Origin of the sequence: Polaromonas potterensis, from assembly GCF_033446725.1 — a bacterium.
Taxonomy (GTDB): domain Bacteria; phylum Pseudomonadota; class Gammaproteobacteria; order Burkholderiales; family Burkholderiaceae_C; genus Polaromonas.
On record NZ_JAWQLX010000003.1, the window covers coordinates 13,694 to 35,410 of the forward strand.

Consider the following 21,717-nt stretch of genomic DNA (forward strand, 5'->3'; position numbering starts at 1 on the left):
ATCATGACCACACACCTGCCCTGGCTCACCGAATCTTCTGCCGACCGTTTTAACGACGTGCGTGACACCTCGCTCGCCAAACTGGTCAAGGGCGACATGCTGGCGCTCATCCTCAAGGGCGTGTTGATTCCCGGGCAACGTATCAACGAACCCGATGTAGCGGCGCGTCTGGGTGTTTCCCGCGTGCCGGTGCGTGAGGCCTTGCGCGAACTGGAAAGCTCAGGCCTGGTGGTGGCGCGCAAACATGCGGGCGTTTTTGTGCGCCAGCTGGAAGCCCGCGAAATCCGCGACCTGTACCAGATGCGCGGCCTGCTTGATGGTTTTGCCGGGCGCCAGGCGGCGCAGTTGCCGGCCGCCGACAAAGCCGCGCTGCTGGCGCTGCTGGACGAATCCGTGCAGGCCATGAGCGACGCGGCCGGCCGGCATGATGTGCAGCGTTATTACGGCGAGAACCTGCGTTTTCACTGGGCCTTGATCGAATCCGCCGGCAACCAGACCCTGACGGAAACCTACCGCGGCATTGTGCAAAAGCTGCACCTGTCGCGCCTGAAAAATCTGTCGCACGACGTCGGTATGCAAGCCTCGATTGCCGAACATCTGGACATCGTGCAGGCCGTGCGCCAGGGCGACCCACTGCGCTGCGAGGCCTTGATGGCCCACCACGTGGGCGACGCCTACGAACGTCTGCTCCAGGCCAGCGTGCCCCCAGCCTGAGCCCCGGCCACCTGAATTTCAAATAAAAAAACCAACTGGAGACAAACCATGAAACGACGCAGCCTGCTGTATGCCGCCCCCGCCCTGTTGGGCGTCCCCGCCCTGGTGTTGGCCCAATCCGGCTACCCGGCCAAGCCGATACGTTACATCGTGCCGGTCTCGGCCGGCGGCGGCAGCGACATGGTGGGCCGCACCGTGACCGAACGCTGGGGCAACCAGCTCAAGCAGAGTTTCATCGTGGACAACCAGGGCGGCGGCGGCGGTGTGATTGCCTGCCAGACCACGGCCCGCGCCGCGCCCGATGGCTACACCTTGATGCAGGGTTATGTCGCCACCCACGGCACCAGCCCGGCCACACGCAAGCTGCCTTACGACGCCGTCAAGGACTTCACGCCGATCGGCATGATAGGCGGCACGCCCAATGTGCTGGTGGTCAATGCCGCCTTGCCGGTCAAGACCGTCAAGGAATTCATCGATTACCTGAAGAAAAACCCCGGCAAGGTGAGTTACGGCTCGGCCGGCGCCGGGTCCTTGACCCACCTGACGATGGAGCTGTTCAAGCAGCAGGTCAACTCCTTCATGGTGCACATTCCCTACCGCGGCATTGCCCCGGCTTTCACCGATTTGATAGGTGGCCAGACCCAGGCCATGTTCCCCGGCCTGGCTGCGGCCGTGCCACACATCCGTTCCGGCCGGGTGCGGCCGCTGGCCGTGACTGGTTTGACACGCCACCCGCAGTTCAAGGATGTGCCGACACTGGACGAATCCGGCTTCAAGGGTTTTGACGCGCAGCAGTGGTACGGCGTGGTCGGCCCGGCCGGCATCCCGGCCCCCATCGTCAAGCAACTCAACGAGTCCCTGGCCAGCGTGTTGCGGGCGCCCGACCTGCGTGAAAAACTGTCTGTCGAAGCGGTCGAACCCCAGGTCATGACGCCCGAGCAGTTTGGCGAATTCATACGCGCCGACATCGCCCGCTGGACCCAGCTGGCGCGCGCCCGCGGCATCCAGCTCGACAGTTGAGTCCGAAAGTTTAAGCAAATAAGGGCTGTAGCCCTTATTCCACGGGCGTAATAAGCTCCTTTATTCATAGCATTTTTTCACTCCTGGCACTCCCTGCCGAAAGACACCATGGCCCGCAATACCCAGGTCGCCGCCGACCACAACGCCCCGCCCGTCACCCAGATCCTGGCCCAACACGTGGCCAGCCATCCCGGCTACCTGGCCGGCGGCTGGAGCGCTGCGGTCGACCATGAAGCCCACCGCACCTTCATGAACTGGCTGGGCTGCGCCGTCGGTGCGGCCCACCACGAAGCCGCCGACGCCGCACTCGCCGCCGTCAATATGCTGCAACCCGCCGCGCAAGCCAGCGTGTTGGGCCGGGCCGAGAAGGTCGACATGGCCAGCGCCGCGCTGGTCAACGGCATCACCTCACACACCTTCGACTTCGACGATACCCACCTGAAAACCATCATCCACCCGGCCGGGCCCGTCGCGTCGGCGGTGCTGGCGCTGGCCGAACACACGGGTGCTTCGGGCCGCGAACTGATAGACGCGCTGGTGCTGGGCATTGATGTGTCCTGCCGCGTCGGCAACGCCATGTACCCCGAACATTACGACCGCGGCTGGCACATCACCGGCTCCACCGGCACCCTGGGCGCTGCGGCGGCCTGCGCCCGCCTGCTCAAGCTGGGCGTGGCCAAAACCGCGATGGCGCTGGGCATCGCCGCCTCACAGCCGGTCGGCATGCGCGAGCAGTTCGGCACCATGACCAAACCCTTTCACCCCGGCGGTGCGGCGCGTGCCGGCCTGATGTCGGCGCTGCTGGCCAGCCAGGGTTATACCGCCAGCCCGAAAGCACTGGAAGCGCCACGCGGCATGATGCAAACCGTGTCCACCAAAAACGACTGGAACGAAATCACCAGCGAACTGGGCCAGCGTTTCGAGATTTCCTTCAACAGCTACAAACCGTTTGCCTGCGGCATCGTGATCCACCCCAGCATCGACGCCTGCGCGCAGTTGCGCGCCCAGGGCGTCACGCCGGAGCAAATCGAATCCATCGAACTCAAGGTGCATTCGCTGGTGCTGGAACTCACCGGCAAGAAGGAACCCGTCGATGGCCTGCAAGCCAAGTTCAGCGTCTACCACGGCTGCGCCGCCGGCCTGAGTTTTGGCCGCGCGGCCGAAGAAGAGTTCTCCGATGAAGTGGTCAACCGCACCGACATGGTGGCGCTGCGCCGCAAGGTGGTGGCCACGGTGGATGACTCCATCGACGAAGCCAGCGCCGACGTCACCGCCGTCCTCAAAGATGGCCGCCGCGTGCATGTGTTTGTCGAACACGCGATCGGCTCGCTGCAAAACCCCATGACCGATGCCATGCTGGAAGCCAAGTTCCGCGGCATGTCGGACGCCGTGATCGGCGCCGACAAAACCACGGCGCTGATCCAGGCCTGCTGGGCCGTCGGCAACGCTGGCGATGTCCGTGCCCTGACCGCGCTCGCCCGACCATGAGCAGTACCAGGCCCCACATCGTCGTCCTCGACGACAGCGAACGCGCCTTGCGCCGACTGGCCGACTGGGGCCGTATTGATGCGCAGGCCGATGTCAGCATCCACCACGCGGCGCTGAGCGGCGCGGCCCTGGTGGAGGCGCTGAAAAACGCCGACGTGATTGTGTTGATGCGCGACCGCACACCGTTCACCGCCGAGTTGCTGGCGCAACTGCCCAAGTTGCGCTACCTGGTCTTCACCGGCACCCGCAACGCCAGGCTGGACCTGGCGGCCCTGGCCGCGCGCAACATTCCCGTCAGTTGCACCGAGTTCGGGCCGTCCAAGGACAGCACTTGCGAGCTGACCTGGGGCCTGATCCTGGCCGTCACCAAACAGCTGGCCAGCCAGACCGCCAGGCTACAGGCCGGCCAGTGGCGCAGCGACACCGCGGCCCCGCTGCCCGGCGCGCTGGTCGGCCAGCGTCTGGGCCTGATCGGCCTGGGTGAAATCGGTGGCCGAGTTGCCAAGGTTGGCCAAGCCCTGGGCATGGACGTGGTGGCCTGGAGTCCGCGCATGACGGCCGAACGCGCGGCCGAACAAGGCGTGGGCTTTTTGCCGCTGGACGAGTTACTCGCCAGCTCGCAAGTTGTCAGCCTGCACCTGGTGGTCTTGCCCAGCACCCGGCATGTGATCAACGCCCAGCGCCTGGCGCTGATGCAGCCCGGCAGCCTGCTGGTCAACACCTCGCGTTCGGAACTGATAGACACCCAGTCGCTGGTCCAGGCCCTGCAACAGGGCCGGCCTGGGTTTGCGGCGCTGGACGTATTTGACGTCGAACCGCTGCCGCTGACCGACCCGCTGCGCCAGTTGCCCAATGTCTTGCTGACACCGCACCTGGGTTTTGTCACCGAGCCGGTGTTCCAGCGTTTTGCGACGGGTGTGACGGAATGCCTGCAAGCCTGGCTGGACCAGCAGCCGCTGGTTCGGGTGGTGGCTCCCGCAGCCTGAAACGCTACTGAATTCATAGCTGCTTGCGCCTGTGGGTAGGGGGCTAGAGCCCTATTTCATCTGAATATGGGCCAGATTCAAGTATTTGGCAGGCCGTGAAGCGCCTCTAGCCCAGCCTTTTTGGCCCTGTCCGACACAAAAAACCCCTTCAGCAGGCGGATTTTGACGCCCCGGCCACTGCTTTTCGTCCTACACAGGCCGACTGAACTAAAACGCACAATCAGGGACTAATACGGGGTAGGCCTAGGGTTAACGCGTATTAGCCTGACCCTATCAAAGCCATTGATCCTCTTGCTTAGCACTCTCTACTGCTGAGTGCTAATATTGACTTCAGAAAAGGAGTTCTGCCTTATGTCCTATGCGCTTTCCCCCCAAGTGGCCCCTACAACGACGGCCTTGGCGACTGCCAATCCCTGGTCGCTGCTGCCGCCGCTGGGCAACCTGGACGCTTATATTTCTGCGGTCAACCGCCTGCCCATGCTCACCCTGGAGCAGGAGCAGGAGTTCGGACGCAGCCTCAAAGACAACAATGACCTGGAAGCCGCAGGTAAGTTGGTGCTCTCTCACTTACGGCTGGTGGTTGCCACGTCACGCAAGTACCTGGGTTATGGCCTGCCCCATGCCGACCTGATTCAGGAAGGCAATATCGGCCTGATGAAGGCGGTCAAACGTTTTGATCCGGACCAGGGCGTGCGCCTGGTCAGCTACGCGCTGCACTGGATCAAGGCCGAGATGCACGAGTACATCCTGAAAAACTGGCGCATGGTCAAGGTGGCGACCACCAAGGCCCAGCGCAAGCTGTTTTTCAACCTGCGCTCGATGAAACAGGGCTTCAAGGACGACGCCGATGTGGCGACACACCGCGACACCTTGACCGAAGGCCAGATCAACTCGATGGCCAAAACGCTGAACGTCAAACGCGAAGAAGTCATCGAGATGGAACAGCGTATGTCGGGTGGCGACGTGTTGCTGGACCCCAGCCCCAGCGATGACGGCGAAGACGCGTTTGGCCCGATTGCCTACCTGTCGGATGCGACGCAGGAGCCGACACAGCTGATGGAGTCGCGCCAGCGTGACTTCCTGGCGAGTGACGGCATCACCGCGGCCCTGCAAGACCTGGACGACCGGTCGCGCCGCATCGTCGAGGAACGCTGGCTCAAGGTCAACGACGACGGCTCAGGCGGCATGACCTTGCATGACCTGGCGTCCGAGTACAAGGTCAGCGCTGAGCGGATTCGCCAGATTGAAGTGGCGGCGATGAAAAAGATGAAAAAGGTTCTGGCCGCATATGTCTGATGGGGCCTGACATCTTGCCTGCAAGGGTCGCGAGAAGCGGCTGTTGCAACAGCCTGCACCCGACCATCGCGTGCAGGCTTTTTTTTGGCCCGCGCCGGCCAGCCCGACGGCGGGATCAGTTGCCCTTGAGCAGCAACCGGATGTCACCGGCCAACAAGGTAGCGCCGCTGCCATAACGGCTGTACAGACGCACGCGGCCCTGCGGGTCAAAAATATAGCTGCCGGCCGAATGGTCCAGCGTGTAGCTGCCCGGGGTCTTGCCCTCGACCTTTTTGTAAAAGGTCTTGAAGTCCTTGCTCAGTTGCGGCAATTGGTCCAGCTCGGGTCGCAGCGCCAGGAAGGTTGGGTCGAAGTTGCCCATATAGGCCTTGAGCACCGCCTGGGTGTCGCGCTCGGGGTCGAGTGTGACAAACAGGCCTTGCAGCTTGTCGCCGTCGGCGCCCAGCATTTTTTTGATGTCGGCCAGCTCCGCCATGGAGGTCGGACAGACGTCCGGGCACTGGGTGTAACCGAAGAACATCACCACCACCTTGCCCTGGAAGTCCTTGATGCTGCGCGGCTGGCCGTTGTGGTCGGCCAAAGCGAAATCGCGGGCGTAATCGGCGCCGGTGATATCGATGCTGGCAAACTGCGGCTTGACTTCGGTGCAAGCACTTAAAATGGCTGCAGCCCCCGTCCATAAAGCGCCACCAGCTATCAATCGGATAGCGTTTCGTTTGCTGAGGGGAGTGGAGAAAAAACTCATACGAGGTAGTGGTCCAGCAGCAGGGCTGCGAATAAAACAGACAGGTGAATCAGCGAGAAGCGGAAGGTCTTGCGCGCCAGGGCATCGGAATAATTGCGCCACAGCCGCCAGCCGTACCAGCTGAAACCAAAACTCAAAACAATCGCCGCCACCAGGTACAACCAGCCACTCATCTTGTAGATAAACGGCATCAAACAGGCGGCAAACAAGACCAGCGTGTACAAAAAGACCTGCAGGCGCGTGAACTCGTTGCCATGGGTGACGGGCAACATCGGCAGGCCGGACTTGCGGTAGTCCTCGACGCGGTACAGCGCCAGCGCCCAGAAGTGCGGCGGCGTCCAGAGGAAGATGATCAAAAACAGGATCAGCGCTTCGGGGCTGACGTTGCCGGTCATGGCGGCCCAGCCCAGCACTGGCGGCATGGCGCCGGAGGCGCCGCCTATCACGATGTTTTGCGGCGTCAGCGGCTTGAGGATCACGGTGTAAACCACGGCGTAACCGACAAAGGTCGCAAACGTCAGCCACATGGTCAGCGGGTTGACCCAGACGTACAAAATCCAGGAACCCAGCACACACAGCCCGGCGGAAAACGCCAGGGTCAGCGGATTGCTGATCTGCCCCTGCGCGGTGGCGCGCCAGGCGGTGCGCCGCATCTTGGCGTCAATGTGCTGCTCGACCAGGCAGTTGAAGGCCGCCGCCGCACCGGCCACCAGCCAGATGCCGGCGCAAGCCACCAGCGCCAGTTTGACATCGGCCCAGCTCGGCACACCGGGCACGGCCAGCACCATGCCGATCAGGGCGCAAAACACGATCAGTTGCACCACGCGCGGCTTGGTCAACGCATAAAACTGCGCAAATTTGGAAGGGATGTGAGGCACCGCAAGGGCCGCGGAAGAGTCGGTGGGGTTCATGATGTCGAAGCACTCAATTTTGACGCACCCACCCTGGCTTGGGCGGGTCGGCTGGAAAAAATAGCACCAGTCAGCACCACCACCAAGGCGGCCGCCCCGCCGGTGTGGGAAACCGCCGCCACCAGGGGCCAGCCCAGCACAACGTTGCTCAGGCCAGTGGCAAACTGCCACAAGGCCAGGCCGCCTATCCACAAGCCATAAGAACGCATGGCGGGCATACGCTTGAGCTGCCAGGCCAGCAGCAGCAGCGCGGCAAACACCAGGTAAGCCGCCAGCCGGTGTACATAGTGGATCGCGGTCAAGGCCTGGAAGCTGATGTTGTCACCGTCCAGCCCGGCGCCCAGCGCCCGCCAGAAAGTGAAACCTTCCTTGAAATCCATGGCCGGCCAGAAACTGCCCTGGCAGGCCGGAAACTCACTGCAAGCCAGCACGGCGTAATTGGTGCTGACCCAGCCGCCCAGCGCAATCTGCAGCCAGAGCAAGACAAAGGTCGCGCCCAGCAGCAGCCAGGTGCCGGCCGGCAGGGCCACGCGTCGGGAGGCGTCCTGCGCCTGCGTGTAACGCACGGCCTGGGCCTGCAGCAAGGCCAGCAAAATCAGTCCCCCCATCAGGTGCAGGGTCACAATCATGGGAAACAGCTTCATGGTGACCGTCAGCGCGCCAAACGCGCCCTGGATGCAGACCCAGACCAGGGTCGCGGTAGGCCACCAAGGCGAGATAACGTGGCCCCCACGCTCGGCACCCGCCTGTCCACGTTTCGCCATGCGCCGCTCACGCCAGGTGAACACCGCCAGGGTCAAAATCAACACACCCACCCCTGTCGCCAGGTAGCGGTGCACCATTTCTATCCAGGCTTTGGAATGCGTGACGGGGCCGGTCGGCATGGCTGTCTGTGCGGCACTGATGTGCTGCTGCGCGCCCACCGGGCTGGCGTGGCCGTAACAGCCCGGCCAGTCGGGACAACCCAGGCCGGAATCGGTCAGGCGTGTGAAAGCCCCGAACAGCACCAGGTCAAACGTCAGAAACAAGGTGACCAGCGTGAGCACACGCAGGCGGCGGGCGGTGGGCTGGTTTTTGTTGCGCAGCCAGACCCAGGCGAGCGGCGCCATGGCCAGGATCAGGCCGGTGCCCATCAGGCGCAGCGCCGGGCTGAGGTTGTAAAGGTCGTGTGTGTCCATACGTCAGTCAGTGCAGCACAGCATCACCCCAAGCGCGCACACCAGGGTTCTATTCAAGCAGGGGCCGCGGGTCCGGCTCCGCCGGCCCGCAGGCGCAGCGGCCCCCTCGGGGGGCAGCGCAGTACACGCAGTGACAAGCGTGGGGGTCACATTCACCGGCCTTCCTTGTCCCAGGAACTGGAAGCACGCAACAGCCGCTCCAGATCGCGTTTGGCCTGGGCTGCGCCGGCCGCGTCCATATTGGCCGGGAAACGCATCATCCAGTTGCCAATGGGATCCACCACATACAGGTGATCGGCCAGCTTCTGGCCGGGCGCGGCTTGCAGCCACTGGTCGAGGCCGGCCACACGCAACACGGTGGCGCCCTGCAGCGCGGTGTTCAGCTTGTCGGGAATCGCTGCCTCGTCGCTGACCAGCCAGACACGGTCCAACCGCTCTTTTTCACGGCCCAGGGACTCGCGCATCTGGCGCTGGAGATACAAATACTGCTCACAGGTGGCGTCGCAGGCGCCGCCCGCCACACTGACCAGCAGCCACTGCCCTTTGAGCGCGGGCAGCTCGATGCGGCGGCCATCAGGCGCCACGCCTGTCAGCGCCGGCAGCGGACGCTGCGGATCGATCAGTTCGCCATAACTGCGCCTGGCTTCCGGGCGGATCACGTAATAGGTGAAATAAGAGGCGATCACCGGCGCCGCGCACACCAGCAACACGGCCAGCATTTTCCAGCGCCCCGAGCGGGTATCGGGCGCGCGGGCCGCCGTGGCCGAATCCGATGTCGGCAAGGCATGCACGGTCAGGCCCAAAGGCTGGTCCCGCCCACCTGGCGTGGATGACGCCGCCAGGCCAGGGGACGCTTGGAAAGAATCAGAGGAGGGATGTTGCACGGTAAAAATCGTTGTTTTAGGAATGCTGTGAGTGCCGCTTGCTGCGACGCGGAAGAATCAACTGGAACCAGACATACAGGCCAGCGACCAGGGCGCACAAGCCAAACCACTGGAAGGCATAACCATGGTGTTTGTCCACGCCGGTGTTGGGTGCCGGCCAGTCGCGCAGCAAACCTTCGCTGGCGGCGCCGGTCTGCAACATCGATGCCGGGAGCAAGGGCACCCCGATTTCGGCACTGAAAGCAGCGACATCGAGATTTTGCCGGATACGGCCTTGATCCGCCCCCTCGAAGGCGTAAAGCTTGGACGGTGGCGGGGCCATGCGGCCGGGCACGCTGACCAGGCCTTCGGGGGTGACGATGGCGGGTAGCCGCGTGCGGTCCCCAAAGTCGCGCGGCACCCAGCCGCGTTGCACCAGAATCCACTGGCCGCTGTCCGTCAGCGCCAGTGGCGTCACAACCCAGAAGCCGGATTTGCCGTTCATGGGCCGGTTGTCGAGGTAAACCGTATGCGCGCCTTGCCAGGTGCCTTGCAGCACGGCCCGCCTGTGCATCACATCCGCTATGTTTTTAGTAGCTATCAGCGCCCATCCATCGAGGGCTGGAAGCTTTTTTTGTGCATCAATCGCGGCCTGCAACGTTTCTTTCTGCGCGGCGCGGCGCAACTGCCACTGGCCCAGCGAAAAAGTCAGCGCCACCATCAGCACGGCGGCCAAGGTCAACACCACAAAGCGGCGGGTCTGAAGGCGTGAGCTCATGCGCGGATAATCCTGTTCATGACTTATCTCGTAGCACTTGCATTTTTGGCCATCCTGGCCAGCCTGGCCTCGGCGCTGTTTTTCATGCTCAAGGACGGCACGGACGGCAAAAAGAAAACCAGCAACATGGCGCGCGCGCTGGCCTTTCGTGTCGGGTTTTCTATCCTGCTGTTCATATGTGTTTTGCTGGCCTGGAAGTTCGGCTATATCCAGCCTACGGGCATTCCGGCTGGAAAGTAAAAAAAGCGCCTTGCGGCGCTTTTTTCCGATTGGCCAGGGTCACAGCCAGTAGACCAGGATGTACAAGCCCAGCCAGACCACGTCCACAAAGTGCCAGTACCAGGCGGCGCCTTCAAAACCGAAGTGACGTTCCGCCGTGAAATGCCCGTTTTGCAGGCGCAGCGTGATGAACAGCAGCATCAACATGCCGACCAACACGTGAAAGCCGTGAAAGCCCGTCAGCATGAAGAAGGTCGAGCCATACACGCCGGACGTGAGTTTCAGGTTGAGTTCGCTGTAGGCGTGGAAATATTCGTAACCCTGCACACACAGGAAAACAATACCCAGCAGCACAGTCGCCCACATGAAGGCAATGGTTTTGCCGCGGTGGTTTTCGCGCAGGGCGTGGTGAGCGATGGTCAGTGTCACACCCGAGCTCAGCAGCAAGGCGGTGTTGATGGTGGGCAACCAGAACGGGCCCATGGTCGTGAACGGCTCGATGATGTCGGCAGGCGATCCGGTGACACCGGCGGCCATGCTGGGCCAGACGGCTTTGAAATCAGGCCACAACAAGGCGTTGTCCAGGCTGCCCAGCGTCGGCAGCGCATGTGAACGTGCCCACCACAAGGCCGTGAAAAAGGCGCCGAAAAACATCACTTCCGAGAAGATGAACCAGCTCATGCTCCAGCGGTAGGAGAGATCGATCTTGTGGCCGTATAGGCCGCCTTCACTTTCCCGCGCCGCGGCGCGGAACCAGAAAAACAGCACAGACAGCCACCAGACCATGCCCAGCGCCAGGGAATAAGCCCCCCAACCCGCACCGTTGATCCACTGTCCTGCGCCCAGAATGACGAAGAACAGGCCGATCGACGTCATCACCGGGTAGGCCGAGGGCTCCGGGACGAAGTAATAAGGGGTTCCTGCATGTGCTGCTGACGACATTTCCAACTCCTGTTTCGCTAAATTCTGAATTTATTCTATTGAGGGTCTGGCGGCTTATTTGCCCACCACCCAGGTAGCCAGAAGAATCAGGCTACCGACAAACACCAACACCCCGACCAGCGCCACGATCACGATATGCACGGGGTTGAGCTGCTCCACGTCTTTTTCATAGTCGCCGCGATCGCGCAAGCCGACAAACGACCAAGCCACGGCCTTGATGGTCCGCAGGATGGATCCCTTGCGCTTGGTCACGGGTTCGTTCATGCGCCTGGCTCCTGCTTGGGGCTCACATGCACGGCCGCCACCGGGGCTGCCGGCGTTTTACCGCCGACTTCAAAGAAGGTGTAAGACAGGGTGATGGTGCTCACGTCTTTGGACAGTTTGGGGTCGATCACAAAGGCCACGGGCCACTGCTTTTTTTCACCCGGGGCCAAGGTGTACTGGCTGAAGCAAAAACACTCCAGCTTGTTGAAGTGGGAACCGGCCTGGGCTGGCGCATAGCTGGGAATCGCCTGCGCCGACATGGTGCGGTCCTGCACATTCTGGAATTCATACATCACGGTGGCCAGTTCGCCCGGATGCACCTGCAGCGAACTGACCGCCGGCTTGAACATCCAGGGGCCGCGTGCATTGGCGTCGAACTCGACGGTGATGCTGCGGCTGGTATCGACCTGGGTGTTGGCCGACAGGGTCGGCGTGGCGCCGGGAATCAGGCGGTCACCGAGCGCCAGCACGTTGATGCCGGTCATCTCGCAGATGGCCTTGTAAATCGGCACCAGCGCATAACCGAAGACAAACATGCCGAGCACAATCACACCCAGCTTGCCGACCATCCTGACGTTTTCTTGTTTCAGGCCCATAACTCAGCCCTTGCCAAAAAAGACCAGCTTGGCCATGAAACCGAGAAAAAACACGAACGCAATCGAGGCCAGGATCAACCCCAGGCGCCGGTTGTTCTTTTTCTGTTCAGGTGTCATGGCGTACGGTTATCTTTTCCAGCGACTCAGTAATAACCGACGACTTTGGTCGCGGTGGCATCCAGACGGGGAGGCGTTTCAAAGGTGTGGAAAGGTGCTGGCGAAGCCACTTCCCATTCCAGGCCTTCGGCGCCCGCGCCATCTGGATCGTTCCAGGGACGCTGGGGGGCTTTTTCGCCCTTGCCCATCATGGTCGGCAGGACGATGAAGAGGAAGAAATACACCTGTGCAATACCGAAGAAGAAGGCACCCACGCTGGCAATCGCGTTGAAGTCGGCAAACTGCATGGGATAGTCGGCGTAACGGCGTGGCATGCCGGCCAGACCCAGGAAGTGCATCGGGAAGAAGGTGATGTTGAAGGAAATCAGCGACCACCAAAAATGGATCTTGCCGCGGGTTTCGTTGTACATGACACCGGTCCACTTGGGCGACCAGTAGTAATAACCGGCGAACAGCGCGTACAAAGAGCCGGCTACCAGCACGTAATGGAAGTGGGCCACCACGTAATAGGTGTCCTGCAACTGGATGTCAATCGGCGCGACCGACAGGATCAGGCCGGTGAAGCCGCCCATGGTGAACACGAAGATGAAACCGACGGCGAACAACATGGGGGTCTCGAAAGTCATCGAGCCTTTCCACATGGTTGCGATCCAGTTGAAAATTTTCACACCCGTGGGCACGGCGATCAGCATGGTCGAATACATGAAAAACAGCTGGCCGGTCACCGGCATGCCGGTGGTGAACATGTGGTGCGCCCAGACCACAAAGCTCAGGATGGCGATGGAGCCGGTGGCATAGACCATGGAGGCATAGCCGAACAGACGTTTGCGGGCAAAGGCCGGGATGATCTGGCTGACGATGCCGAAGGCCGGCAAAATCATGATGTAGACCTCGGGATGGCCGAAGAACCAGAAGATGTGCTGGTACATCACTGGGTCACCGCCGCCGGCGGGGTTGAAGAAACTGGTGCCGAAGTGGCGATCGGTCAGCGTCATGGTGATGGCGCCAGCCAGCACGGGCATCACGGCGATCAGCAGGTAGGCGGTGATCAGCCAGGTCCAGCAAAACATGGGCATCTTCATCAAGGTCATGCCGGGAGCGCGCATGTTCAGGATGGTCACGATGATGTTGATCGAACCCATGATGGACGAAGCGCCCAGGATGTGCATCGCAAAAATGCCGGCGTCCATGGACGGGCCCATCTGCAAGGTCAGCGGCGCATACAGTGTCCAGCCTGCAGCCGGCGCACCGCCTGGCATGAGGAAGGAGAACATCAGCATCAAGCCGGCAGGAATCAGCAGCCAGAAGCTGAAGTTGTTCATGCGGGCGAAAGCCATGTCGGCCGCGCCGATCTGCAGCGGAATCATCCAGTTCGCAAAACCCACAAAGGCCGGCATGATGGCGCCGAACACCATGATCAGGCCGTGCATGGTGGTCAACTGGTTAAACAGCTCGGGGTTGACCAGTTGCAGGCCAGGCTGGAACAGCTCGGCACGAATGCCCAACGCCAGGACACCGCCAAACATCAACATCGTGAAGCTGAACAGCAGGTAGAGCGTACCGATGTCTTTGTGGTTGGTCGCAAAAACCCAGCGCCGCCAGCCCGTGGGCGCATGGTGATCGTGATCGTGGTCGCCATGGGCGTGATCGGGATGGTCTAGAACGGCACTCATCTTGCTTCCTTTGAAACTTGTCTGCGGCTTGTCTGTCTGTCAGCCGACGGGAGACGGGAGGTCTTGTGGCTGGATTGCTTACTTGCGGGCGGCCAGGACTTCAGCAGGCTGCACCAGTTCGCCGGTCTGATTGGACCAGTTGTTCTTGGTGTAAGTAGCCACTGCAGCAAGATCGGTATCGCTCAGTGCTTTCCACGAAGGCATGGCACCACCGGCAGCACCGTTGAGCAGAACCTGAATTTGTTTGCCGTGGTCCTTGTCCAGCACAATGGCCGAGCCGTCCAGCGGCTTGATCGGGCCGGCGCCCTTGCCGTTGGCCTGATGGCAGGCCGCGCAATTGGCGCCATAGACTTTTTCGCCGCGCACCTTCAGGTCGGCCAGGGCCCAGACTTTGGAAGGATCGTCGGCCTTGGCCGCGGCTTCCTTGACCTTGACGCCCACCCATTTCGCATAGTCTTCAGCCGACACCACCTTCACGTGGATAGGCATGTAAGCGTGCTCCTTGCCGCACAACTCGGCGCACTGGCCGTAGTAGTCGCCGATTTTTTCAGCACGGAACCAGGTGTCGCGCACAAACCCGGGAATTGCATCCTGCTTGATACCGAAAGCCGGCACCATGAAGGCGTGGATCACGTCGTTGGCGGTGGTGATGATGCGGATTTTTTTATCCACTGGCACGACCAGCGGGTTGTCGACCTTGAACAGGTAGTCATCCGGCTCTTCGCCTTTTTTCGGACCGCCGTTGTCGGACATTTCGCGGTGCGTGCTGTCCAGCGTCGAGACAAAACCGATGCCTTCGCCTTCACCCTTGATGTAGTCGTAGCCCCATTTCCACTGCATGCCAGTGGCCTTGATGGTCAGATCGGCGCTGGTCGTGTCTTTGGAGGCCACCAGCACCTTGGTGGCCGGCAGGGCCATCAGGATCACAATGACGAAGGGAACAATGGTCCAGATGATCTCGACCGTAGTGGATTCGTGGAAGTTGGCCGATTTGTGGCCAACGGACTTGCGGTGTTTCCACATGGAGTAAAACATCACGCCGAACACTGCCAGGAAAATGACCAGGCAGATGATCATCATGAACCAGTGCAACCACTGCTGCTCTTCGGCGATCTTGGTGACCGCGGGGTGCAGATTGAGCTGATTGACGGCGGGGCCGCCAGGCAAGTCATTCACGGCGTAAGCGGCGGTGCTGACCAGGGCGGCCGCAGATCCGAAAATTGCGCCCGCATGCTGCATGCCAAGCCGTGTCATTTTGCTCATGGTGTTACTTACGTTCATCGTGATCACTTTTTCTGCTTCAATTACCGACCGATTATAAAGTTAGCGACGAGTCACCCCGCCGCACCTCCAGCTGATGCAAGACTTTCAGGACCTGCTCAGCAGGCCCGCAGTGCGAAACGGATCTCGCGGGCTAACGCCGGCCGCAACTCAGGCGGCACATGCCGCACCGTCCGGCCCTGACCGGACACCTCGATCAGCGAGCCGTCTCCATCCTTGGGCTCAATCCGACCCCACTCCCGGTTGAACTCGGCCCGCTGCATACGCCCGGCCGACTCCAACTCAACCACCAGTTGCCCACCTTGCAAGACGATTCTTTCACCGTCTCCCGCATGGCGCACATACACCACCAAGGCCATCCCCACTGCCACGATCTCTGCCCAGGCAAAAGGCATGACCAAGGTCGCACCCCGCGACCAGAGGAAGGCCGCCATCCCCAGCGACACCACACACAGCGACACGTAAACCCATCCCAGCTGGGCCGGCGTCACGGATCGATGTCGTTTGAGAAGCCACTGCACAGCCTCCTGGCTATGGCTACCCTGCGCGGGCACAGTGGCAAAACGAAAGGCGGGTGGCGGCTGCAACACGTGGCAACCCTCATCAACTGCAGCCCCTACCCTGCACGGGCCGCATGAGGTATGGGAACATCCCCAAAATTCAAGTGGCAATTGTAGCCGCGATTAGCCCGTGCGAACCCGTAGTCCAGGGCCTGAGTCACGCCCGAGTCGGACCAGCTTCAAGCGTATTTTCCCTCTGTAGCGCGGCCTATCGGGCTTGCCGGCAAGGTGGCATTCGAGCGGATGCCGAAGCCATCAGGAAAGACAGCAAGGCTAGCGAAAAAACAACAAACGTGTCAAAAAAGTATGGTTGGCCTCGGCCGCCATCAGAAAAACCAACACCAGCAGGCACACCGGTGGCAGCAAGATGGCGCAAACCAGCGCCAGTCGCTCCCAGGCCATGTGCATGAATACCGCGACGATGAGTCCGGCCTTCAGCAACATGAGTGTCAGGATCAGGGTCCAGCGCAGATAGCCCTGGAGATGCACATAGTCCACCAGGTAGGACAAGGCACTGAGGACAAATAACAAGCCCCAAACCTTGAGGTAGAGACTGATGGGGTGTTGTTGGCCAGTGTTCATGATCAAGTCCTTCGACGAACCGCCGTCAGGCGGCTTGGCGCCCCCGCGGAGGCAAGAAGCAAATCTGCGCATGAAGATTCATGGCGTTCCTCACCAGAGATAAAACAGCGCAAAGATAAACACCCAGACCAAATCGACAAAATGCCAATACAGGCCGACGATCTCGACGATCTGGTAATTGCCGCTCTTTTCGTAATCGCCGCGCATGACCTTCCAGGCCACGACGATCAGGTAGATCACGCCGGCAGTCACATGCAGGCCGTGAAAGCCCGTGATCATGAAGAAACTCGAGCCGAACTGCGCCGCGCCCATCGGGTTGCCCCAGGGCCGCACCCCTTCCTCAAGAATCAGCTTGGACCATTCGAAGGCCTGCATGGCAACAAAGGTTTCACCCAGCGCGGCGGTGACAAACATCAGTGCCGCGGCGTTGAAGCGATCGCGCCGGTACGCGCAGTTGACGGCCATCGCCATCGTGCCGCTGCTCGTGATGAGCACAAAGGTCATGATCGCGATCAGCAGCAGCGGGATATCGGAACCGCCCACATGCAGCGCAAACACCTCGCTGGGATTCGGCCAGGGCACGGTGTTTGAAACACGCACCGTCATGTAGCCGGTCAAAAAAGAGCCAAAGATAAAAGTGTCGCTGAGCAAGAAAAACCACATCATGGCCTTGCCCCACGACACCTGGAAGGCCTGGCGATCCGACGACCAGTCGCTGATCAGGCCGCGCCAGCCATTGATCGCGGCGGGTGCGTCCTGGGGAAGGTGAGTCTTGGCGGACATGTCGTGCCCCTTAAGCCGTGCCGCAAATGAAGGCCACCAAAGCCGGCGTCAGCCAGCCCAGGGCCGCGAACAAAACCAGCCACACACCCAGCAGGAAATGCCAATAACGGGCGCACAGCGCTATACGCCAGGCTTGGCGGGTCGTGTCACCGGACAGGCGCACCGCACGCAAGGTGATGCCCCAGCCAACCAGGCCACCCAGCACATGCAACCCGTGCAGCGCGGTCAGCACGTAGAAAAAACTCGCTGCCGGGTTGCCGGCCATGGCCACGCGCGCGTCTTGCAACAGTTGCCAGGCCCACAGCTGAACCCCCAGGAACATCAACGCGCACAGGCCGCCGGCCAGCAGCCAGCGGCGGGCTTGCACGGATCGCCCGGTGTGTGCGGCGGTGCTGGCGCTCTGCATGGCTAGGCTGGCGGCGACCAATAACGCCGTGCTGAGCCACAACGGCCACGGCAAAGCCATCGACGACCAGTCGGTACTTTGCATACGCATCACATAGGCCACGAGGAAAAGCGAAAACAGCATGCCGGCCACCGCCATGAACACCCACAGGCCCAAGCCCGCCGCGACGCACGGGTCAAGCGTGCGCTGGCCGTCCGGCCGACCGACGTGCTCCGTGTTGGCGCTGAGAATCACGCTGCCCGGGTTCATGCCAGCACCTCCCGAACGCCACCCGGCACAGGCTCTTCACCGCCCGCCCCAGGTGGCTCGTTCTGCGCGATAAAGTCCTTGGCCGCCCCCGGCACGCTGTAGGCATAAGCCCAGCGATAAACCACCGGTAGTTGCGGTCCCCAGTTGCCGTGGACAGGGGGCGTTTGAGGTGTCTGCCACTCCAGCGAGGCGGCACGCCACGGATTGGGGTCGGCTTTCGCGCCCCGAAAAATGCTCCAGACCAGGTTGAAGACAAAAACCAGTTGCGTGGCCCCCACGATGAGTGCCACCACCGTGATGAACTCATTGAGCAGGTGCGCCGATGGCGGGATGAACTGGTAGTTGTCGAAGTTGTAATAACGCCGCGGCATGCCCAGAATGCCGAGGTAGTGCATAGGGAAGTAGATCAAGTAGGTGCCGATGAAGGTGACCCAGAAGTGGAACTGGCCCAGCCGGTCGTCGAGCATGCGACCCGTCACCTTGGGGTACCAGTGGTAGATGGCGCCGAAAACCACCAGCAGCGGCGCCACACCCATCACCATGTGAAAGTGCGCGACCACAAAATAGGTGCCCGACAAGGGGATGTCCACGCTGACATTGCCCAGGAACAGCCCGGTCAACCCGCCGGCCAGGAACGTGAGGATGAAGGCCAGCGTGAACAGCATGGGCACGGTCAGGTGAATGTCACCACGCCACAGCGTCAGCACCCAGTTGTAGACCTTGATGGCGGTGGGCACCGCGATGATCAGCGTACTCGTCGCAAAAAAGAAACCGAACCACGGGTTCATGCCGCTGACAAACATGTGATGCGCCCAGACCACGAAGCTCAGCCCCCCAATGATGACGATGGCCCAGACCATGGTGCGGTAACCAAAGATGGCCTTGCGCGCATGCACGCTGATCAGGTCGGAGACGATGCCAAAGGCCGGCAACGCCACGATATAAACCTCGGGGTGGCCGAAGAACCAGAACAAGTGTTGAAACAGCAGCGGGCTGCCGCCCTTGTAATTACTCACCTGCCCCATGGACACCAGCGCCGGCATGAAAAAGCTGGTGCCCAACGTTTTGTCGAGCAACATCATCACGCCGCTGACGAACAGCGCGGGGAAAGCCAGCAGCGCAAGAATGGTGGCCACAAAAATGCCCCAGACCGACAGTGGCATGCGCAGCAGCGTCATGCCCTCGCAACGCGCCTGCAACACCGTCGTCACGTAGTTCAGCCCGCCCATGGTCGTGGCGACGATGAAAATCAGCAGCGACACCAGCATGGTGATGATGCCCCAGTCATGCCCTGGCGTGCCGGGCAAAATGGCCTGCGGCGGGTACAAGGTCCAGCCCGCACCGGTAGGCCCGCCCGGCACAAAAAAGCCGGCCAACAGTACCACCACCGACAGCAGGTAGACCCAGAAGCTCAACATATTCAGGTAGGGGAAGACCATGTCGCGCGCGCCCACCATCAGCGGGATCAGGTAGTTGCCGAAACCGCCCAGGAACAAGGCGGTCAACAGGTAGATCACCATGATCATGCCGTGCATGGTGACAAACTGGTAATAACGCTCGGCATTGATGAACTCGAACTGGCCGGGAAAGCCCAGTTGCAGTCGCATCAGGTTGGACAGCAGCAGGCCCACCAGCCCCACCATGATGGCGGTGCAGGCGTACTGGACCGCAATCACCTTGTGGTCCTGACTCCAGACATAGCGGGTCCAGAAACTTTGCGGGTGGTGTGCGGTATTTGCAGCGTAGGCCATGGTGCTCCTTAGGGGTGACGGGGCGTCACCGTTGTGCCTTCTGCTCGGGCGCCACCGGGGCCGGGCCACCCAGCGACCCGATATAAGCCACCAGCGCAGCCAGTTCTTCCTCACTCAGCTCGATCTTGGGCATGATGGGCGGGAAACCTTTCACACTGCGGGCCTGCGGATTGCGTATGAAACCCTGCAAATAAGCCTCATCCACCAGCGCACTGGAACCATCCGCCATGGTTTCGGTTTTGCCGTACAGGCCTTTCCAGGTCGGCCCCACCCGGGGACTGCCATCGATCGTGTGGCAAGCCACACAACCCTTGGACTGAGCCAAAGCCTCTCCCTGGGCGACCTGTGGACTCGCGCTGGCGGCGGCTACGCCGGACGCGCCGGGGGCTGATTTGGCCATGGACATCGCAAACGTTGGCTGTTTCTTCAGCCAGGTCTGGAAGGCGACCGGGTCTTCCACCACCACAAAACCACGCATATTCGGATGGCCGATGCCGCAAAGCTGGGCGCACAAGGCCTCGTAACGGCCGAGCTTGGTCGGCGTGAACCAGAAGCTGCTCATCTGGCCCGGCACGATATTCATACGCGCCCGGAACGGCGGCACATAAAAATCGTGCAAAACGTCGTTCGAACGCAGCAACACCTTGACCGGCTGGTTCAGCGGCAGGTGCACCTCGTTGCCGGCGACCAGAAGATCGTCCTGCCCGGTGGGGTCGTCGGGCTGGAGTCCGAAGGGGTTGGCGGCATTGACGAAACGTGCATCGGTCCGGCCCAGCTTGCCGTCCGCACCTGAGAAGCGGTAATACCACTGCCACTGCTGGCCCAGCACCTCCAGCACCATGGACTCCTGCGGCGGATTCACGTATTTGGCGTAGACAAACAGGCCAGGCGCCAGCAAAGAGGCAATGCCGACCGTGGTGATGCCTATCAGCCAGCGCTCAAGTTTTTTGTTGTCGGGTTCGTAGGCTGCGCGCTGGCCGTCGCGGTGTCGATAACGCAGCACGGTGTAGATCAGAAAACCGCAAATGACAATGAAAAAAAGACTGGTGATGGCCAGCGTCACCGTCAACATGTCGTCCATCTGCTGCCAGTTCGAGGCCAGGGGTGTGGTCCACCAGGGGCTGACAAAGTGAAACAGCACCGAACCGATGACGATGACGATGAGCGCAACTGCCATAAGCACGTGCATCTCCCGGTTCAGTGTTAACGATCCGCTCCATGCCTGTCCAGCCTTGCGTACAAGAGCGCGGCGCTTACGCCAAAAATCAGATGATTCACCAGCGTGGCCGTGCCGCGCCAGTCGACGAACCAGGGGAAAAATTGAACCATGCCGTAAAAGTTCAGCAGGTACAGGGCAGCGCCAAACACCGCGCCCGTCAGCGACAACAGGCCCAAACTTGAATCGAGGTGAAACGGCGCAACGATGGCCGCCAGCACCAGGCCCAGAAGGCTACCCAACACATAGTGGGCCAACAGCGCCACCGTCACGACGCCCAGGCTGAAGCCGGAGGATTGCAAGGTGTCCGGCCCCATCACGATGGCGGCAATCATGTGCGAAGCGGCCCAGGGGCTGGTGTGCGTGAACCAGGTGAGCCAGATCAGTTCCAGCACCATCAGCACAGCCCCCGCGGCCAGCCCGGCCACCGCAGCGGCGGGCCAGTCCGGCACGCGTTGCCGGTGGTAGGAATGCATGTGAATGTCCATGGCCGACTCCTTCAAACGTGAACCCAGCACCGGCGCGGTATGCGCCGGACAGGTCCCGGTGTTTCAGGGAAATACGGGGGTATCCGGGTCCGCGCCCTCAAAGCGAGCTTCCGGATGCGAGGCTTGCAACAGCGCCTCGACCACGGGCACACGCGCACTGGGCACATCCACCATCAGCAGGATTTGCCCCTGCGCAATGGCGGCCTCGAAACGTTTGAGTCTGTGGCTGGGCATGGAAATGCCAATCATGCTCGACGACCAGGCACCAATCAATGCCCCCAGGACGCCTAGCACGGCCACCATGCCCCACTGCAGCGACCCGTATCCGGTGATGGAGATGGGGTAAAACATGGCCACCAGCAAGCCCGTCACGATGCCTATCGTGCCGCCCACCAGCAAACCAGTTTCGGCCGCGTAAATCACATCCGTCGTCTGGAAGACATTGGCGGCGTTCAAGCCGGTCATGGCCGTGCCTTCGCGTCCGAAAAAATGAATCTGCTTCACCGGGATGCGTGCGAGCAGCAAGTCATCCATCGTCCGCCGGGCGCTTGCCACATCGGGTATCAGCCAGTAAATGCGTCTGCTCATAAAACCCCCTCTCATCACACCAT

General features: G+C 61.3%; 25 protein-coding genes. 6 read left to right on the forward strand and 19 right to left on the reverse strand.

The genetic code is table 11. The annotated features are described in order from the left end of the window. The first annotated feature begins 3 nt into the window (after positions 1-3). From R6254_RS06125 to rpoH, 5 genes are all read left to right on the forward strand, one after another. On the forward strand, positions 4-714 hold the full coding sequence (locus tag R6254_RS06125) for an FCD domain-containing protein (RefSeq protein WP_318405248.1): 711 nt from the start codon (positions 4-6) through the stop codon (positions 712-714). A gap of 48 nt (positions 715-762) precedes the next feature. Continuing rightward, the gene (locus tag R6254_RS06130) at positions 763-1,734 is read left to right on the forward strand and encodes a Bug family tripartite tricarboxylate transporter substrate binding protein (RefSeq protein ID WP_318405249.1); all 972 of its coding nucleotides are present in this window, start codon (positions 763-765) and stop codon (positions 1,732-1,734) included. Between the two features lie 108 nt (positions 1,735-1,842). Beyond that, positions 1,843-3,222 carry an MmgE/PrpD family protein gene (locus R6254_RS06135; RefSeq protein WP_318405251.1) on the forward strand — a complete coding sequence of 460 codons (1,380 nt, stop codon included), beginning with the start codon at positions 1,843-1,845 and terminating at the stop codon, positions 3,220-3,222. Continuing rightward, a complete protein-coding gene (locus R6254_RS06140) occupies positions 3,219-4,208 on the forward strand; it encodes a D-2-hydroxyacid dehydrogenase family protein (RefSeq protein ID WP_318405253.1) in 990 nt (329 codons plus the stop codon). Before R6254_RS06135 ends, R6254_RS06140 begins: the two co-directional genes overlap by 4 nt. 351 nt (positions 4,209-4,559) lie before the next feature. Continuing rightward, positions 4,560-5,504: an RNA polymerase sigma factor RpoH gene (rpoH, locus tag R6254_RS06145; RefSeq protein ID WP_318405254.1), complete on the forward strand. Its 945-nt coding sequence runs from the start codon at positions 4,560-4,562 to the stop codon at positions 5,502-5,504. A 115-nt stretch (positions 5,505-5,619) separates the two neighbouring features. Here the strand turns inward: rpoH and R6254_RS06150 are convergent, their stop codons facing one another. The 5 genes from R6254_RS06150 to R6254_RS06170 form a co-directional block, all read right to left on the reverse strand. Further along, a complete protein-coding gene (locus tag R6254_RS06150) occupies positions 5,620-6,249 on the reverse strand; it encodes an SCO family protein (RefSeq protein WP_318405256.1) in 630 nt (209 codons plus the stop codon). Further along, positions 6,246-7,160 carry a heme o synthase gene (gene cyoE / locus R6254_RS06155; RefSeq protein WP_318405257.1) on the reverse strand — a complete coding sequence of 305 codons (915 nt, stop codon included), beginning with the start codon at positions 7,158-7,160 and terminating at the stop codon, positions 6,246-6,248. Before cyoE ends, R6254_RS06150 begins: the two co-directional genes overlap by 4 nt. After that, entirely contained in the window at positions 7,157-8,338 is a 1,182-nt protein-coding gene (locus R6254_RS06160; protein WP_318405259.1) for a COX15/CtaA family protein, read from the reverse strand. Before R6254_RS06160 ends, cyoE begins: the two co-directional genes overlap by 4 nt. A gap of 152 nt (positions 8,339-8,490) precedes the next feature. Further along, entirely contained in the window at positions 8,491-9,222 is a 732-nt protein-coding gene (locus R6254_RS06165) for a hypothetical protein (protein WP_412103117.1), read from the reverse strand. A 16-nt stretch (positions 9,223-9,238) separates the two neighbouring features. Further along, a complete protein-coding gene (locus tag R6254_RS06170) occupies positions 9,239-9,979 on the reverse strand; it encodes an SURF1 family protein (protein WP_318405261.1) in 741 nt (246 codons plus the stop codon). Positions 9,980-9,997: 18 nt separating this feature from the next. On the opposite strand from R6254_RS06170, the gene R6254_RS06175 reads away from it, so the two are divergent. Continuing rightward, the gene (locus tag R6254_RS06175; RefSeq protein WP_318405262.1) at positions 9,998-10,219 is read left to right on the forward strand and encodes a twin transmembrane helix small protein; all 222 of its coding nucleotides are present in this window, start codon (positions 9,998-10,000) and stop codon (positions 10,217-10,219) included. A 39-nt stretch (positions 10,220-10,258) separates the two neighbouring features. Here the strand turns inward: R6254_RS06175 and R6254_RS06180 are convergent, their stop codons facing one another. From R6254_RS06180 to R6254_RS06245, 14 genes are all read right to left on the reverse strand, one after another. Beyond that, complete coding sequence (locus R6254_RS06180) at positions 10,259-11,140, reverse strand: cytochrome c oxidase subunit 3 (RefSeq protein WP_318405263.1); 882 nt, start codon at positions 11,138-11,140, stop codon at positions 10,259-10,261. 54 nt (positions 11,141-11,194) lie between these two features. Continuing rightward, positions 11,195-11,404, reverse strand: a complete 210-nt coding sequence (locus tag R6254_RS06185) for a DUF2970 domain-containing protein (protein WP_318405264.1) — start codon at positions 11,402-11,404, stop codon at positions 11,195-11,197. Next, entirely contained in the window at positions 11,401-12,000 is a 600-nt protein-coding gene (locus R6254_RS06190; protein WP_318405266.1) for a cytochrome c oxidase assembly protein, read from the reverse strand. Before R6254_RS06190 ends, R6254_RS06185 begins: the two co-directional genes overlap by 4 nt. Positions 12,001-12,003: 3 nt before the next feature. Then, positions 12,004-12,117 carry a cytochrome oxidase small assembly protein gene (locus R6254_RS06195; RefSeq protein WP_318405267.1) on the reverse strand — a complete coding sequence of 38 codons (114 nt, stop codon included), beginning with the start codon at positions 12,115-12,117 and terminating at the stop codon, positions 12,004-12,006. 26 nt (positions 12,118-12,143) lie between these two features. Next, positions 12,144-13,790, reverse strand: coding sequence for a cytochrome c oxidase subunit I (gene ctaD / locus R6254_RS06200; protein WP_318405268.1), 1,647 nt, complete (start codon positions 13,788-13,790; stop codon positions 12,144-12,146). Between the two features lie 78 nt (positions 13,791-13,868). After that, positions 13,869-15,029, reverse strand: a complete 1,161-nt coding sequence (gene coxB / locus R6254_RS06205) for a cytochrome c oxidase subunit II (RefSeq protein ID WP_318406060.1) — start codon at positions 15,027-15,029, stop codon at positions 13,869-13,871. Positions 15,030-15,169: 140 nt separating this feature from the next. Then, entirely contained in the window at positions 15,170-15,661 is a 492-nt protein-coding gene (locus R6254_RS06210; RefSeq protein ID WP_412103118.1) for a DUF2244 domain-containing protein, read from the reverse strand. Positions 15,662-15,904: 243 nt separating this feature from the next. Then, positions 15,905-16,213 (reverse strand): cytochrome C oxidase subunit IV family protein, encoded by a 309-nt coding sequence (locus R6254_RS06215; RefSeq protein WP_318405270.1) that lies wholly within the window; start codon positions 16,211-16,213, stop codon positions 15,905-15,907. Between the two features lie 90 nt (positions 16,214-16,303). Continuing rightward, positions 16,304-16,996 (reverse strand): heme-copper oxidase subunit III family protein, encoded by a 693-nt coding sequence (locus R6254_RS06220; RefSeq protein WP_318405272.1) that lies wholly within the window; start codon positions 16,994-16,996, stop codon positions 16,304-16,306. Between the two features lie 10 nt (positions 16,997-17,006). After that, positions 17,007-17,651, reverse strand: coding sequence for a cytochrome c oxidase subunit 3 (locus R6254_RS06225; protein WP_318405273.1), 645 nt, complete (start codon positions 17,649-17,651; stop codon positions 17,007-17,009). Continuing rightward, positions 17,648-19,402, reverse strand: a complete 1,755-nt coding sequence (gene ctaD / locus R6254_RS06230) for a cytochrome c oxidase subunit I (protein ID WP_318405275.1) — start codon at positions 19,400-19,402, stop codon at positions 17,648-17,650. The genes R6254_RS06225 and ctaD (R6254_RS06230) overlap by 4 nt, the downstream gene beginning before the upstream one ends. Before the next feature lie 25 nt (positions 19,403-19,427). Further along, complete coding sequence (locus tag R6254_RS06235) at positions 19,428-20,585, reverse strand: cytochrome c oxidase subunit II (RefSeq protein ID WP_318405276.1); 1,158 nt, start codon at positions 20,583-20,585, stop codon at positions 19,428-19,430. A 20-nt stretch (positions 20,586-20,605) separates the two neighbouring features. Then, complete coding sequence (locus tag R6254_RS06240) at positions 20,606-21,106, reverse strand: hypothetical protein (protein ID WP_318405278.1); 501 nt, start codon at positions 21,104-21,106, stop codon at positions 20,606-20,608. 63 nt (positions 21,107-21,169) lie between these two features. Then, positions 21,170-21,694: a DUF1269 domain-containing protein gene (locus tag R6254_RS06245; RefSeq protein WP_318405280.1), complete on the reverse strand. Its 525-nt coding sequence runs from the start codon at positions 21,692-21,694 to the stop codon at positions 21,170-21,172. Positions 21,695-21,717 lie beyond the last annotated feature (23 nt).

Excerpts from the sequence above, each read along its gene's own strand:
- R6254_RS06150 (WP_318405256.1), bottom strand. The coding sequence starts at position 6,249 with ATGAGTTTTTTCTCCACTCCCCTCAGCAAACGAAACGCTATCCGATTG.
- R6254_RS06185 (WP_318405264.1), bottom strand. The coding sequence starts at position 11,404 with ATGAACGAACCCGTGACCAAGCGCAAGGGATCCATCCTGCGGACCATC.
- R6254_RS06240 (WP_318405278.1), bottom strand. The coding sequence starts at position 21,106 with ATGGACATTCACATGCATTCCTACCACCGGCAACGCGTGCCGGACTGG.
- coxB (WP_318406060.1), bottom strand. The coding sequence starts at position 15,029 with ATGCAGCATGCGGGCGCAATTTTCGGATCTGCGGCCGCCCTGGTCAGC.
- R6254_RS06225 (WP_318405273.1), bottom strand. The coding sequence starts at position 17,651 with ATGAACCCGGGCAGCGTGATTCTCAGCGCCAACACGGAGCACGTCGGT.
- R6254_RS06215 (WP_318405270.1), bottom strand. The coding sequence starts at position 16,213 with ATGAACACTGGCCAACAACACCCCATCAGTCTCTACCTCAAGGTTTGG.
- ctaD (WP_318405275.1), bottom strand. The coding sequence starts at position 19,402 with ATGGCCTACGCTGCAAATACCGCACACCACCCGCAAAGTTTCTGGACC.
- R6254_RS06175 (WP_318405262.1), top strand. The coding sequence starts at position 9,998 with ATGACTTATCTCGTAGCACTTGCATTTTTGGCCATCCTGGCCAGCCTG.
- rpoH (WP_318405254.1), top strand. The coding sequence starts at position 4,560 with ATGTCCTATGCGCTTTCCCCCCAAGTGGCCCCTACAACGACGGCCTTG.
- cyoE (WP_318405257.1), bottom strand. The coding sequence starts at position 7,160 with ATGAACCCCACCGACTCTTCCGCGGCCCTTGCGGTGCCTCACATCCCT.
- R6254_RS06190 (WP_318405266.1), bottom strand. The coding sequence starts at position 12,000 with ATGGGCCTGAAACAAGAAAACGTCAGGATGGTCGGCAAGCTGGGTGTG.
- R6254_RS06195 (WP_318405267.1), bottom strand. The coding sequence starts at position 12,117 with ATGACACCTGAACAGAAAAAGAACAACCGGCGCCTGGGGTTGATCCTG.
- R6254_RS06170 (WP_318405261.1), bottom strand. The coding sequence starts at position 9,979 with ATGAGCTCACGCCTTCAGACCCGCCGCTTTGTGGTGTTGACCTTGGCC.
- R6254_RS06125 (WP_318405248.1), top strand. The coding sequence starts at position 4 with ATGACCACACACCTGCCCTGGCTCACCGAATCTTCTGCCGACCGTTTT.
- R6254_RS06140 (WP_318405253.1), top strand. The coding sequence starts at position 3,219 with ATGAGCAGTACCAGGCCCCACATCGTCGTCCTCGACGACAGCGAACGC.
- R6254_RS06180 (WP_318405263.1), bottom strand. The coding sequence starts at position 11,140 with ATGTCGTCAGCAGCACATGCAGGAACCCCTTATTACTTCGTCCCGGAG.
- R6254_RS06220 (WP_318405272.1), bottom strand. The coding sequence starts at position 16,996 with ATGTCCGCCAAGACTCACCTTCCCCAGGACGCACCCGCCGCGATCAAT.
- R6254_RS06160 (WP_318405259.1), bottom strand. The coding sequence starts at position 8,338 with ATGGACACACACGACCTTTACAACCTCAGCCCGGCGCTGCGCCTGATG.
- R6254_RS06135 (WP_318405251.1), top strand. The coding sequence starts at position 1,843 with ATGGCCCGCAATACCCAGGTCGCCGCCGACCACAACGCCCCGCCCGTC.
- ctaD (WP_318405268.1), bottom strand. The coding sequence starts at position 13,790 with ATGAGTGCCGTTCTAGACCATCCCGATCACGCCCATGGCGACCACGAT.
- R6254_RS06245 (WP_318405280.1), bottom strand. The coding sequence starts at position 21,694 with ATGAGCAGACGCATTTACTGGCTGATACCCGATGTGGCAAGCGCCCGG.
- R6254_RS06130 (WP_318405249.1), top strand. The coding sequence starts at position 763 with ATGAAACGACGCAGCCTGCTGTATGCCGCCCCCGCCCTGTTGGGCGTC.